Annotated in this window: 10 protein-coding genes; 5 read left to right on the plus strand and 5 right to left on the minus strand. The window is 61.7% G+C overall.

Going from position 1 to position 14,143, the window contains the following annotated elements; genetic code table 11:
- Window positions 1–130: 130 nt before the first annotated feature.
- Both AC1D05_RS19215 and AC1D05_RS19220 read left to right on the plus strand, forming a co-directional pair.
- Window positions 131–775, plus strand: a complete 645-nt coding sequence (locus AC1D05_RS19215; protein WP_477442977.1) for a helix-turn-helix domain-containing protein — start codon at window positions 131–133, stop codon at window positions 773–775.
- 105 nt (window positions 776–880) lie between these two features.
- Window positions 881–1,402: an N-acetyltransferase family protein gene (locus AC1D05_RS19220; protein ID WP_477442979.1), complete on the plus strand. Its 522-nt coding sequence runs from the start codon at window positions 881–883 to the stop codon at window positions 1,400–1,402.
- 61 nt (window positions 1,403–1,463) lie between these two features.
- Here the strand turns inward: AC1D05_RS19220 and AC1D05_RS19225 are convergent, their stop codons facing one another.
- The 5 genes from AC1D05_RS19225 to AC1D05_RS19245 form a co-directional block, all read right to left on the minus strand.
- Window positions 1,464–2,669 carry an acetate/propionate family kinase gene (locus AC1D05_RS19225; RefSeq protein ID WP_477442981.1) on the minus strand — a complete coding sequence of 402 codons (1,206 nt, stop codon included), beginning with the start codon at window positions 2,667–2,669 and terminating at the stop codon, window positions 1,464–1,466.
- Window positions 2,670–2,720: 51 nt separating this feature from the next.
- Complete coding sequence (locus AC1D05_RS19230) at window positions 2,721–5,144, minus strand: phosphoketolase family protein (protein ID WP_477442983.1); 2,424 nt, start codon at window positions 5,142–5,144, stop codon at window positions 2,721–2,723.
- A gap of 276 nt (window positions 5,145–5,420) precedes the next feature.
- On the minus strand, window positions 5,421–5,552 hold the full coding sequence (cydX, locus tag AC1D05_RS19235; RefSeq protein ID WP_477442985.1) for a cytochrome bd-I oxidase subunit CydX: 132 nt from the start codon (window positions 5,550–5,552) through the stop codon (window positions 5,421–5,423).
- A 24-nt stretch (window positions 5,553–5,576) separates the two neighbouring features.
- Window positions 5,577–6,734, minus strand: a complete 1,158-nt coding sequence (gene cydB, locus AC1D05_RS19240; protein ID WP_477442987.1) for a cytochrome d ubiquinol oxidase subunit II — start codon at window positions 6,732–6,734, stop codon at window positions 5,577–5,579.
- Window positions 6,735–6,756: 22 nt separating this feature from the next.
- The gene (locus AC1D05_RS19245; RefSeq protein ID WP_477442989.1) at window positions 6,757–8,331 is read right to left on the minus strand and encodes a cytochrome ubiquinol oxidase subunit I; all 1,575 of its coding nucleotides are present in this window, start codon (window positions 8,329–8,331) and stop codon (window positions 6,757–6,759) included.
- Window positions 8,332–8,432: 101 nt separating this feature from the next.
- Between AC1D05_RS19245 and AC1D05_RS19250 the strand changes: the two genes are divergently transcribed.
- The 3 genes from AC1D05_RS19250 (at window position 8,433) to AC1D05_RS19260 (ending at window position 14,074) form a co-directional block, all read left to right on the plus strand.
- Window positions 8,433–10,088, plus strand: a complete 1,656-nt coding sequence (locus tag AC1D05_RS19250; RefSeq protein WP_477442991.1) for an ATP-binding cassette domain-containing protein — start codon at window positions 8,433–8,435, stop codon at window positions 10,086–10,088.
- The gene (locus AC1D05_RS19255; RefSeq protein WP_477442993.1) at window positions 10,085–11,713 is read left to right on the plus strand and encodes an ATP-binding cassette domain-containing protein; all 1,629 of its coding nucleotides are present in this window, start codon (window positions 10,085–10,087) and stop codon (window positions 11,711–11,713) included. The genes AC1D05_RS19250 and AC1D05_RS19255 overlap by 4 nt, the downstream gene beginning before the upstream one ends.
- Window positions 11,714–13,327: 1,614 nt before the next feature.
- The gene (locus AC1D05_RS19260) at window positions 13,328–14,074 is read left to right on the plus strand and encodes an SDR family oxidoreductase (protein WP_477442995.1); all 747 of its coding nucleotides are present in this window, start codon (window positions 13,328–13,330) and stop codon (window positions 14,072–14,074) included.
- Window positions 14,075–14,143 lie beyond the last annotated feature (69 nt).

Genomic DNA, 14,143 nt, shown 5'->3' on the forward strand with positions numbered 1-14,143 from the left:
CCCTAACCGCATTTGCCACCGCAGATCAGTTCCGTGTTCAACTAGGTAGTTTCCCGTAGGGACATAACCGAATTTCGCGACCCGCGGATTCGCGCGATTGCTGTGTCACGGAACAACCGGGAAAACAGCCATGCACGCCTACACCGCCTCCAGGATTTCATTGCCGTCGCATTCTGTCCAACCAAGCGTGCCGGACGCATTCGACCCGGCGCCGCTGCAGCCGATCAGCTTTTTTTCGGCCGGCGTGGAAATTTATGCCCAGGGCGAGAAGGCCGGGGCCTTCTACCAGGTCGAGTTCGGTGCCGTGCGCATCTACCGGCTGCTCGCCGACGGTCGCCGGCAGATAAGCGCCTTCCACCTCGCCGGTGAGACCTTCGGCTTCGAAGCCGACACGACGCATCATTTCTTCGCCGAAGCGATCAGTGCCACCGGCGTCCGCGTCTTTCGCCTGGCTGCCGCGGACATGTCCCGTCAGTTGTTGCCGTTGGCGCTCAAGGGCCTGACGCGCGCGCAGGAACACCTCCTAGTCCTAGGTCGCCAGAACGCCATCGAACGTGTCGCCGCCTTCCTGGTCGACATGGCGGAGCGGCAAGGTGGATTGCGGCAGGTCGAGCTGCCAATGTCGCGCATGGATATCGGCGACTATCTCGGCCTCACCATCGAGACCGTGTCGCGGGTCTTCACCCGGCTGAAGGACAAGGGCGTCATCCGGCTCCTCAACCTGCGCAGCATCGAAATCGTCAAGCACGACGCGCTCCACTGCATGAGCGAATGACCAGACATCGTCGAACGGTGGCACGGAGATATCCAAAGGAAGCCATATCCACTTGGTTCCGCTGCATCCGGCCATTCAGAACAACCCAGGATTAGAGTTCCACCCATGTCCACGAACAGCGCAATTACCACACGTACTGGATTTCGTTTCGAAGTACGCCTTGCTCGGCCCGAGGACGAGCCAACCCTGGCGGAGTTCTTCACCCATGTGACTCCGGAAGACCTGCGCTTCCGCTTCCTCGGCGCTGTGAAGGAAGTTTCGCATGAACGGCTGGTGGCGATGACGCGTTCAGACGACGCGCATATCCATAATTTTCTGGCCTTCTCGACCGACGGGATGCTGATCGCCGTTGCGACGCTGGCAAGCGATCGAGCCGACCGAACCGGTGAGGTCGCGATCTGCATTCGCGCGGATCGCAAGCATCTGGGCGTTGGCTGGGAGTTGCTCGCCTATATCGCGAAATATGCCGAAGACCTTGGCCTGGAAGCCATCGAGTCGATCGAGAGCCGTGAGAACCGTGCCGCGATCGAGGTCGAGCGCGACATGGGCTTCACCGTCACGACCGATCCCGACGATGCGACGCTGGTCCTGGTTAGGCGGGAGCTGAGGGCGCGATCAGCCGCTTAGAATTGCGTTTAAACAAAGAGTTACAGAGGCAACGTTTCACGGAAACGGCGAGCTTCTGTGACTACCGCGGCCCCTTCCGGGCTGTTGCGGGCGCGGCAGATCGAAAGACGAGCATCTCCGCGGCCACAGCGCTTTCTTCGTCCGCTGGAATGACAAGGACATCGACGCGGGAAGTTGCGTTGCTGACCACTTCCTCGCCCTCTCGGTTTCGCTTCTCGTCGAGACCGACTCCGAGCCAGGCCGCGGCGGCGCTGATCCTCTCCCGGACCAACGGCGCATTTTCGCCAATGCCGGCCGTGAACACCAGCGTGTCCAGTCCTCCCATGGCAGCGGCAAGCGATCCTATTTCGCGTCCGATGCGATAGACGAAGAGGTCGACTGCCTCGGCGGCCGCGGGATCGTCTGAGCCGATCAGGGTCCGCATATCACCAGAGATTCCAGACACACCGAGCAGCCCGGATTGCTCGTAGAGAAGCGTGACCAGTTCATCCCCAGACAGCCGCCGCTCCTGCAATAAATGGAGGATGACTCCCGGGTCGAGCGCGCCGCAACGCGTGCTCATCACCAGGCCGTCCAGGGTCGAAAACCCCATCGTCGTGGCGATGCTTCGTCCAGCGTCCATGGCGCACAGGCTGGCGCCGCTGCCGAGATGCGCGACGATCGCTCGACCACCGGTGCGCGCGCCGTAGCGATCACGGAGCTTCGCAGCGATGTGGCTGTAGGACAGCCCGTGGAAGCCATAAGAAACGATGCCCGTCTCAGTCAGTGCGCGCGGCAGCCCGTAGATTTTGGCGAGCTCCGGCCTGGTCGAATGAAACGCCGTGTCAAAGCACCCGATCTGGAGGGCCTGCGGCAAGAGTTCAGCAGCCAGCGCGACAATGTCGAGATTGATCCGCTGGTGGATGGGCGCCAGCGGCTCGAGCAGGCGCAGTGCCTTGAGCGTGCGTTCGTCGAGCAGCGTCGCCTCAGTGAAGTCACGCCCGCCGTGAACGATCCTGTGCCCTACCCTGTCGATGCGGCGCAGGAGATCGTTTTCGGCGAGCACGGATGCAACCGCCGCGAACGCCTTGCCCATATCGATCGGTGCTTCGCCCAAGCTCTCGTCGATCCTGGACCTGCCGGCCGCGGCCTCGACACGCAGCCGCGGTTGTTGACCGAGAGAGGAGACATTGCCGCGCAGCAGCAGCGGGAGCTCGCCGCGTCGCTCGAAGACGGCGAACTTCAAGCTCGAAGAACCACCGTTCAGGACAAGGATCGCATCGATCATGAAGCCATCCGATATGTTGCCGTTCCCATGCGCCTGCGAACGCGCATGCGCTCAATCTGGACGCTTCGGCCCGGCATCGGCATCCTGTTCCCACTTCCACTCAAGGATTTCCGGCATATCCTGCCCATGGGCGCGAATATAGGCTCGATGTTCAAGCAGCTTGCTGTCCATCGCCTGCTTGAGAGCGACCCGCATGCTCTTCAGTCGCGGAACCCAGTCGACGACGCTTTGGACGATATGAAACCGGTCGAGACCGTTCAGCACCGTCATGTCGAAGGGCGTGGTGGTGGTGCCCTCCTCGTTGTAGCCGCGCACATGGATGTTGTCGTGGTTGGTGCGTCGATAGGTCAGGCGATGGATCGTCCAGGGATAGCCGTGATAGGCAAAGATGACCGGCTTGTCGGTGGTGAACAGCGCATCGAACTCGCGATCCGACAGACCGTGCGGATGGTATTCCTTTGGCTGAAGAGCCATCAGGTCGACGATATTGACCACCCTGATCCTGAGATCAGGCACCTGTTGCCTGAGGATCTGCACGGCGGCCAGCGTCTCGAGAGTCGGGACGTCGCCAGCGCAAGCCATCACCACGTCGGGCTCAGCCCCATCGTCCGTTGACGCCCAGTCCCAGACGCCGATCCCTGCCCTGCAGTGAACGATTGCCTTGTCCATGGACAGCCACTGCCAGGATGGCGGCTTGCCGGCGACGATGACGTTGATGCGGTTCCAGGTCTGCAGCACATGGTCGGTCACGCACAGCAAGGTGTTGGCGTCCGGTGGCAGGTAGACCCGCACGATGTCGGCCTTCTTGTTGAGGGCGACGTCGATGAATCCGGGATCCTGATGGCTGAAACCGTTGTGTTCCTGATGCCAGACATGGCTCGACAACAGATAGTTCAGTGATGCGATCGGCCGCCGCCACGGGATATCGCGGCAGGCATCGAGCCATTTCGCATGCTGGTTGAACATGGAATCGACGATGTGGATGAACGCCTCGTAGCAGGAAAACAGACCGTGGCGCCCGGTGAGCAGGTAGCCTTCCAGCCAGCCCTGGCAGGTATGCTCGGAGAGGATTTCGAGAACCCGGCCATCGCGCCCGAGATGAACGTCTTCGGGCAGGATCTTTTCCATCCAGCCACGCTCGGTCACCTCGAACACGTCCTGAAGGCGGTTCGAGGCTGTCTCGTCCGGCCCGACGATACGAAAATTCTTCGAGGCCTCGTTCAACTGCATGACATCGCGCAGAAAGGTGCCCATGATCCGTGTCGACTCGGCCTTGACGGCGCCTGGGCGCTCGAGCGCAACGGCGTGGTCATGCAACCCGGGCAGTTCGAGGGACCTGCGCAGCAAGCCGCCATTGGCGTGCGGGTTTGCACTCATACGCCGTGTGCCCTGGGGTGCCGTGGCGCGGATCGCGGCGACAGGAGCGCCGGCGGCGTCGAACAATTCTTCCGGTCGATAGCTTTTCAGCCACTCCTCGAGGCGCTTCAGATGCGCTGGGTTTTCCGCAAGGCCTGACAGCGGAACCTGATGAGACCGCCAGAAGCCCTCGGTCTTCAGCCCGTCGACCTCTTTCGGGCCGGTCCAGCCCTTGGGGCTGCGCAGCACGATCATCGGCCATTTTGGTCGTGACGCGGTCGCCGGGGGTCCATTGCGCGCGGCATGCTGGATAGCCTTGATCCGATCGAACGCATCCTCGAGCACGCTCGCCATTCGCTGATGCATCAGGGCCGGCTCATGGCCTTCCACGAACAGCGGTTCGTAGCCGTAGCCGATACACAGCGCGCGCAATTCGTCTTCGGGAATTCGGGCAAGGATGGTTGGGTTGGCGATCTTGTAGCCGTTCAGATGCAGGATCGGCAGGACCGCCCCGTCGCGCGCCGGGTTGAGGAATTTGTTGGAATGCCATGCGGCCGCCAGTGGTCCCGTTTCAGCCTCGCCGTCGCCGACGACGCAGGCGACCACGAGATCCGGATTGTCGAAGGCGGCGCCGTAGGCATGCGAGAGCGAATACCCCAGCTCGCCGCCCTCATGGATCGAACCGGGCACATCCGGTGCTGCATGGCTCGGGATGCCGCCGGGGAATGAGAACTGCCGGAACAGTTTACGCATTCCTTGCTCATCCATCGATATGTCGGGATTGAGCTCACTATACGTACCTTCGAGATAGGTGTTCGCCACCATCGCAGGACCACCGTGTCCCGGGCCGCAGATATAGATCACATTCGTGTCCCTGAGGCGGATGACGCGATTGAGATGCGCATAGATGAAACTCAATCCGGGCGACGTTCCCCAATGGCCGAGCAGGCGCGGCTTGACATGCTCCAGCCGCAACGGTTCGCGCAACAGCGGATTGTCGAGCAGGTAGATCTGGCCGATCGTCAGATAGTTCGCGGCGCGCCAGTAAGCGTCGATGTCGTGCAATTCAGGCTCGGAAAGTTGGCTGGATTGGACAAGTAGAGGGGTGTGTTGGGTCATGTCTGGCTCCATTGCCTCTTGGTGCATCTCGCCGTACAGCGACATGCGCTTTGCCATCGAACTGCAGTGAATGAACACAAACGCTTCCCGGGCCCTTTGGTTCAGGGCCAATCGGCCGCCCACACTGAAGGACTTGCGATAGCTGCTGTTCGCGACATCTGTAGTAGCGCTGGATCGGGCACGCTTTGATCCACCGCAAACAGGCCCCGGATCTCGTCCGGATCCGCGAGCGGCCTGCCTACCTCTTGGACGACACGTGACGGAGCGCAATCAATATCAGGGTGTGTCCAGGTGTTCCGCTCGTGCGGATGGCTGCGCGCGCACCGCACGCAACTCGTACCAAAGGGCATTCAGAATGCCGACTGAAGCGGCCAGTCCAAGGCCAAGAATCCAGGCGAAATACCACATCGTTGCTGTCTCCAGTCGCTGTTTTCAGTATGCCGATGAGCCGGCCCCGCGCACGGAGGCCTCGCTGACCTTGCCCCAGAGCACGTGATAGACCCAGGCCGTGTAAGCGAGAACGATCGGCAGGAAGACCGCGGTCGCGATCAGCATGTTGCGCAGCGTCGCCCGGCTTGAAGACGCGTCGAACACGGCAAGCGAATGGCCTGGGTTGGTGCTCGAAGGCAGGATGATCGGAAACATCGCCAGGCCCACGGTCGCGATGATGCTGATCACGCCCAGCTTCGACGCGAGAAAGGTCAAGCCTTCGCGACGTGCGTTGAAGCCGGCAGCGGCAACCAAGGGCGCGACAATGCCGAGCGCGGGAACCAGGCAAAGGGCCGGCGTGGCGTGGAAGTTGCGCAGCCAGCCACTGGCGTTCGCGATGACGGTCTTGCCAAGCGGATTTGACGGGCCATCCCAGACGATCGTGCTCATCACCTCATAGCCGCCGAGCAGCCCAAGCCTGACAAGCACACCGCCACCGGCAAACAGGAAGGCGGCGGCCAATGCGGCCCTGCCGCCGATGACCCTGGCACGGTCGGCCACCGGCCCTTCGGCCTTGAAGGCCAGCCATGCCGCGCCGTGCATGACGAGCATGGACAGCGAAACCAGGCCGCAATAGAGCGCCGCCGGATTGAGCAGGCCAAACAGGGTGCCCTCATAGGACGGCCGCAAGTCGGTCGAGAAGTGGAATGGCACGCCTCTGAGCGCATTGCCCACCGCCACGCCGAAGATGAGTGCCGGCACGGCGCCGCCGATGAACAGCGCCCAGTCCCAGTTGGAGCGCCAGCGGGCGTCTTCCCGCTTGGAGCGGTATTTGAAGGCGACCGGCCGCAGGATCAGCGCGAGCAGCACCAGGAACATGGCGAGGTAGAAGCCGGAGAAACTCAACGCGTAGAGCGCCGGCCATGCCGCGAAGATCGCTCCGCCGCCCAGGATGAACCAGACCTGGTTGCCTTCCCAGACCGGTCCAATGGTGTTGATGGCAACGCGCCGCTCGATATCGGTTTTTGCGACGAAGGGCAGCAGTGCCCCCACACCCATGTCAAAGCCGTCGGTCACCGCGAAGCCCATCAACAGGACGCCAAGCAGCACCCACCACACGATCCGCAGCGTTTCGTAATTGAAGAGAAAGTCGATCATCATCGTTGTTCCTTGCAGGTCGGGGCTATTGGGCGGCCGCCAGATGGACTCGCATGCCTTCGCCGACGGGAGGCGCGACATCCGCGCCAATGGTCGGACCCTTCGCTATCGCTTGCAGCATCAGCCGCACCTCGATCACGGCGAGCGCCCCATAGACGAGGGTGAAACCCAGGATCGTGATCACAAGATCGGGGATGCCAAGATCGGATGTCGCCAGGAAGGTCGGCAGCATGCCCTCGACGATCCAGGGTTGACGGCCGAATTCCGCCACGAACCAGCCGAGTTCTATGGCAATCCATGGCAATGGCATCGCAATCAATGCCATGCGAAACAGCCAGCGCGGCGCCGGCGTTTCGCGCATCGTGTGCCAGAGCGAGATCGCGAAGACGGCAAGCAGCAGGAAGGCGCAGAGCACCATGATCCGGAAGGTGAAGAAGATCGGCGTCACTTCCGGCACGGTAGACCAGGCTGCCTGCTTGATCTGATCATCGTTTGCGAGGCGCGGATCCTCGATGGTGCGCTTCAGCAACAGCGCGTAGCCAAGATCCTTGCTTGTCGCATCGAAGCTTGCGCGTGCCGCAACGTCGCCATGGTTGATCTTGAGCTTTTCCAGCGCGTCGTAGGCGGTCAGCCCGTTTCGGATGCGTCCCTCGGCCTTCTGGACGAGTTCGAAGATGCCGGGAATTTCCTTGTCGATCGAGCGCGTGCCGATAAGACCCATGACCCAGGGGATATGCACGGCGAAATGGGTCGTGCGATCGCTCATGCTGGGTATGCCGAAGGCAGTGAACGAGGCGGGAGCCGGCTCGGTCTCCCACATCGCCTCCATCGCGGCGAGCTTCATTTTCTGGTTATCGGTGATGGCGTAGCCGCTTTCGTCACCGAGCACGATGACCGACAGCGACGAAGCCATGCCGAAGGCCGCAGCGATGACGAAGGAGCGCTTGGCGAGATCGATGTGGCGCCCGCGCAGCATGTAGAAGGCCGAAACGCCGAGCACGAAGACGGCACCGCAGACATAGCCCGCCGAAACAGTGTGGACGAACTTCGCCTGTGCGACCGGGTTGAAGATGACGGCCATGAAGTCGGTCACTTCCATGCGCATCGTGTCGGGATTGAAGGCCGAGCCGACGGGGTTCTGCATCCAGCCATTGGCGATCAGGATCCACAGCGCCGAGAAGTTGGTGCCGAGCGCGACGAGCCATGTGACAACCAGATGCGCGCGTGCCGAGAGCTTTTCCCAGCCGAAGAAGAACAGGCCGACGAAGGTCGCCTCCAGGAAGAACGCCATCAGCCCTTCGATTGCGAGGGGTGCGCCGAACACGTCACCGACATAGTGCGAGTAATAGGCCCAGTTCATGCCGAACTGGAACTCCATGGTGATGCCGGTGGCGACGCCGAGCGCGAAATTGATGCCGAACAACACGCCCCAGAATTTGACCATGTCGCGCCAGATCGTGCGGCCGGTCATCACATAGACCGTCTCCATCATCGCCAGCATGACGGAGAGGCCGAGCGTCAGCGGGACGAACAGGAAGTGATACATGGCCGTCAGCGCGAATTGCAGACGCGACAGTTCCACAAGCATTGGGCTGGTCATCAGAGATCTCCGAAAAAACGTGCCCTTCGATAGCGTGTTTCGCCGCGGCGCCTTTGACGTGCGTCAATTCCCTCAGGGCTGCGACATGAGATTGAACTGTCATGCTCAAAGCCGCCCTGCATCGCCGCAACAAACGCCCGACGGAGACAAATCCGCTGCATGCGGATGATCAAGGGGCGACCACCCCTGGCAAGACACTCGGCATCGCTCGCGGCCTTGCTGCGCCGGGCCTGCGTTCCGCCCTTGCATTACAAGTGGTGCGCACGGTGCTGCGGCTTGCCTTCATAGGCCTTGCGGCAATGTTCGTCGGCCGCATGGTTGCAGGGAGCGCGAACTGGTCGCTGCTTGGCGCCGCACTGAGCAGTCTGATCCTTGGCTCTGTCGTTGGGCTGGTGGCCGAGCGCGCTGTCGTCCATACGGAGATGAAGGTAGCCAACGGGCTGCTGGAGGCGGTGCGTCGCGCCCTCGCCGCGGCGCCTCCCGGCGACATCCAGGCGATGCCGCTCGGAACATTGATCGCGGGACTGCAGCGCTACCCGCAAGCCGTCGCCGGACTGGTCGTGGGGCATCGCCTCGCTTCGATCATGCTGGGACTGGGCCCATTGACCGCCGCAGCCGCAATCATGGCCGTCTCCTGGGAGGCGGCACTGGCGCTCGTCGTGCTGACTCCCGTGATGGTGGTTTTCTTTATCCTCATCGGTGGTGCGATCCGCAGCGGCGCAGAGGCGCAAGAGAAGGCCTTCGGCCGTCTCGCCGCACAATTCGCCGATCGCATCCGCGCTTTGCCGACAATTCTGGGAAATCATGCACTGGCCCGCGAGAAGCGCAAACTCGCGAAACGGCTGGATATCTATACATCAGGCACGATGAGTGTGCTCAGGATTGCCTTCCTCAACGCCGGCATCATTGACTTCTTCTCGTCTCTTTCGATTGCAATCCTGGCCGTGTTTCTCGGCCTCGGGCATCTCAAGCTGATGAGCATTCCCGGCTTTGCAGGCCTGCAGCTGTGGCAAAGCCTGTTCATCCTCATGATTGCGCCCGAGTATTTCGCGCCGTTCCGCCGCTATGCCGAGCAGTATCACGCCAAGGCCGAAGGTCTCGCCGCTGCCACCGCGCTGGACATGCTCGTTCTGACAGCCAGTCCGCAGTCCACAGCCTTCAAAGACGCAATCCTGACCCGTGACCTCCTCGGTGCCGCATCGCTCCTGCCTCGGACCGGCCTGGTGGCCATAACTGGACCGAGCGGTGCTGGCAAATCCACCTTGCTGCGCCATCTGGCCGGGATCGGGTCAGCGTTGCCGGACCCGTTGGCGCGCGACCGGCCGCAGATCGCCTGGTGTTCCACAGACATTTATGTGCCGGAAGGCACGCTTGGTGACGCCATTGGCTGGGGGACCGAAGCATGCTGCCGGAACCGCCTGCTTCTGGCTGCGGGTAATGTTGGCCTTCTCGATGACGTGCTTCTGCCAGGCGGGCTCGAGGCGTTGATCAGCGCCGGTGGCGAAAACCTTTCCGGCGGGCAACGCGTTCGTATCGGGTTGGCGAGAGCGCTGATTTCGGGCCGTGACGTCTTCGCTGACGAGCCGACCGCCAAACTTGATCCCGCCAATGCCGCGATGGCGCGGCGTGCGCTTGCCGACACGGCGCGCACCCGGCTCGTTCTCGTGGCTACGCATGACAGGAGCCTGGTCATGCTTGCCGATGAAACAATCGACCTCGGGTTGGGCAACAAGCAGACACAGGAGAAAGTCGCGTGAACGCTCCTGCTTCCTCGATTGTCATCCCGCCGGAAATGAACATCCCGAAAGCGGCGCCATGGCGCCTCGCGCTTGTTCTTGCATTTGCCGCACTGGCTGCCGGGATCCTGCTGACAAGCGTATCCGGATGGCTTCTCGGTGCGGTCGCCCTGGCAGGGATGACGCCTGCCGCCTTGACGTTCAACTTTCATACACCGGCCGCATTCATCCGCCTGTTCGCGCTGACCCGCACGGCGGCCAAATATGGCGAGCGCGTCATCGGCCATCGGGCGGCACTCACCGACCAGGTTTTGCGTCGGTCCGGGTTGTTCGCCGCGATGGCGGCCGCCCCTTCGGTTCGCGAGGCTGGCTGGCAACTTGGCAACCAGGATCGCCTTGCCGATTTTCTCGACGACGTCGAGGACGTGGACTACGCGCGCTTACGCGTTACCCTCCCTTCGGCGACCCTGGGCGTCGCAGTTCTTTTGCTTGCCGCAGCGACCCTATGGATGACGCCGCCGGCAATGGTGGCGATCCTGTTCCTCTTCACGGCAAATTCAGTCGGCGCCTTTTCCCTGGCACACCGAGCCAGCGCCGACCTGGCAGCGATGCGCGAAGACAGGCAACACGCCTCCCGCTTGCTGGGTGCCGCGGCGCAGGCCGTCGTTCCGTTGCAAGGTGAACACCGGTGGCAACCAATGCTCAGTGAGCCGTTCGATGGCTATATCACTGCCCAGACACGCGGCGCGATGCTTCGCCGCCGGCAGGCCCTCGTCGACATGCTGGCCGGTTGCGTGGCGCCGTGCGCCATGCTCAGCGTCATGGTGTGCGCCTGGCTGGCGGGCTTGCGCGGCGCGGCCCTGCTGCCGCCTGCCCTGCTGGCATTCGCCTGGTTGGCCATCGGTGAATCCGTTCAGGGCGCGTCAAGGATCCTGGTCGCCTTTGTACGCCAGAGGGCGGCGCAGGACGCCCTGGCGAAATGGCCGGTCGATGTGGACGAACTGCCATATGGGCATGCCCGGGAACGCATTTCGTCGCTGACACTGGACGGATTGCCTCGCCATGCCCCCGATGGGCGGCTAATCGGAGCGCCTGTCACCACGACATTCAAGGCCGGCAGGCCGACGGCCCTGCGTGGTGCCAGCGGCTGCGGCAAGACCTCCCTGCTCAAGCAGATTGCCGGTTGGCTGGATGCCGGTGGCGGACGCATCGCAGGCGATGGCGTTGGGCTCAGTCTGGACGCACGTCGCTCCATGAATTGCTTCTGCCCTCACGACGCGACCATTCTGGCCGACACGGTGCGCGAGAACCTGTTTGCCCCAAGCGCCAGCGACGACGAATTGTGGGCAGCGCTGAATGCCGTGGAACTGAAGGAGCGGATCAGCGCAGCAGGCGGCCTGAACGGTTGGATCACACAAGGTGTGCTGTCGCTTGGGGAGGCACAAAGGCTGAATCTCGCCCGAGCATGGCTTTCCGACAAGCCTATCATCCTTCTGGACGAACCGGCTGAACACCTTGATGCCGACCAGGGCAAACGCATCCTCGAAGCACTGCTGCACAGGCTTCGGCAACGCGTCGTCATCCTATCAAGCCACGAGACCGGGCTGGTGTCCGCAGAATGTCGGCCATTGTTGCTGACAAAATGATCTGCGCTGTCGCGGCAACCGCCTAAGATTGTCCAGGTGTCAATTGGCGGCCCAGGATCGAACGACGTCCAGCCCTGCGGCGCGATGCCGCCGGCAAGTAACATCGAGAGAGGCCTGCGTCAGCCGACTCGCGGGGTCCGCACTTCGCATGCTTGCGAGAGAGCAGCTCGATCTTGCCGTGCTCGGGCCGTCCTCTACGTCGTAAAGCACCGTTCCAGTGCGCGAGCTCAAAGCCGCATCAGGCTTCGAGCGTTGTGCCTTTGGGTGGCCCCCAAAACATGGCACCGACAAGGCCGCATTTCCTTCTTGCGACCAGCGGCCAGCAACTTCGCCATTGGCTTTCCACTTCCGAGGCAGCCGCGCCTCGGAGTGTCTCATTCTAATACAATCCCCGATTGGTAGACTCGTGCGACGGATAGGCAGCTAGTTTCAGCGTTACGCACAAGAGGGGGGAATGTCTCGAACTGGAGGAAGCGATGTCCGTGCAAAAAAATGACTATCGAACCAACAGAGCTGACTACGCGATTGCCGCGACGCATGCTGGAGTGACTGCCGATAATGGCGATCTCGATGAACTCATGGCAAGAAAAAAGAAGTCCCTGTGGCTGAGAGATAGGCGATCCGCCAGATTGGCCGCCTCCCCGTCAGAAAGTTCGCCAGGACCGCAACGCAGGTCGCGCGGTTAGAGGTTCCCACCATGCCCGCCTCAGAAGCCGAGTTCATTCACAAGGCCAACATTGAGCACCTAAGGTCTAAGCTTGAGACTGAGACCGATCTCGCCAGGCTAGAACTTTCGTCGAGCTTCTAGAAGCCCAGCTGGACGCTGCTACAAGATCTGACAAATCGACGAAAGCAGTTTGGCCGATGAGATGAACAAACTAGCAAATCCGGCATGATTAAGCACTTCCATCGGTGCGGAACGAGCGGCGCCAGCATGACGACCCAGATCAATGGCGTTCCGGCGATCTGCTGATCGGCGCGGCGGCCGCACAGCAGCGGTAGTGACAGCTGGCCCACGCCCCGGTGCCACTGCCCCCCGGTGCGGACCCGTGTCTCGAGCCTCGCCCGCGTCCCAGCCTTCGACGATGCCGGAACATGCTAAAGTACCGTCGGCGCGGAAACGTTAGACGGTTTTCTTTATATATTTCAAAATGTTGACCTGAAAAAGCACCGTCAGGCCCTAGAATCCGTGACGGTACTTTTCTCGGACGTTGAGCCACGTATGAAAAGTACCGTCAAAAGTACCGTCAAATTGATCTGCCGCCGCTACGTCGAAAGACGGCCTAGTTTGCACGAGGCCAAAGAAATCAGCGACTTAGATAGTCGAAGGCTCCAATTGATGATGTAAATCCGATAGTGAATGAAATGAACCGCAAATCGTTGCTTTTTCTGCGAAAAACTACGCCGGAGCACTCCAGACTACGCGCGAGCGCCTGGCAGCCCCGGCATCTCGTCGCCTAGTGGTTAAGTGATGCGCGAAGTCCATTAATTCTCCGAGGGAGGCTGTTGGACGCATTCTCCATTTCAGGCGAGGCGATCAACGTCACTCAAATAATCGACTCCGCCGACGCAGTGGCTATGGCGCTCAGCCATAAATTAGATGGATAGATCGAAATGAAGCTGAAGAACAAAGTCGCATTTATCACCGGGGGCACGTCGGGCATCGGCCTAGAAACCGCGAAACTCTTTCAAGCCGAAGGCGCTGACCTAGTCCTGGTCGGCTCGGATGAAGACCGCCTGGCCGCGACCGGCAAGGAACTGAACGGCAAGGCTCTGTTGGTGCGGGCCGACATCCGCAGGGTCGCAGATATCGAGCGAGCCGTGGAAGAGACCCGCGCGAAGTTCGGCCACATCGATGTAGTGTTCGCCAACGCCGGCGCCACCACGGTCGCCCCGCTTGAGTCGGCCACGGAGGATTACGTTGCCGAGAACATCGCCCTGAACTTCACCGGCACCTTCTTCACCATTCAGAAGACCGCGCCACTCATCCCCACAGGCGGCAGCATCATCGTCACCACCTCGTTCCTCAACACTATCGGCTATCCGGGCCTGTCGATTCTCGCTGCAACCAAGGCGGCGACCCGCTCCCTGGTCCGCACCCTGGGTGCGGAGCTGGCGCCCCGGGGCATCCGGGTGAACGCCGTCAGTCCGGGCGCCATCGCGACCCCATTTTACGGTAAGATCGGCTTGCCGGACGCCGCGCTTTCGGAGGTCGCCGCTAGCATCACACAGAAGATCGGACTGAAACGGTTCGGTGAGGCGGCCGAACTTGCCAAGACCGCGCTGTTTTTGGCCAGCGACGACTCGTCCTACACGACGGGCACCGAACTGGTGGTAGATGGCGGCTTGACCCAGTTCTAACCCCAATCGGCGTCACACGACCGGCTGAGGAACATCTTGCCTACCCTGGCCCGCCGTCTCAGTGACACC

The sequence above is a fragment of the Mesorhizobium sp. P2_E9 genome (genome assembly GCF_056403815.1).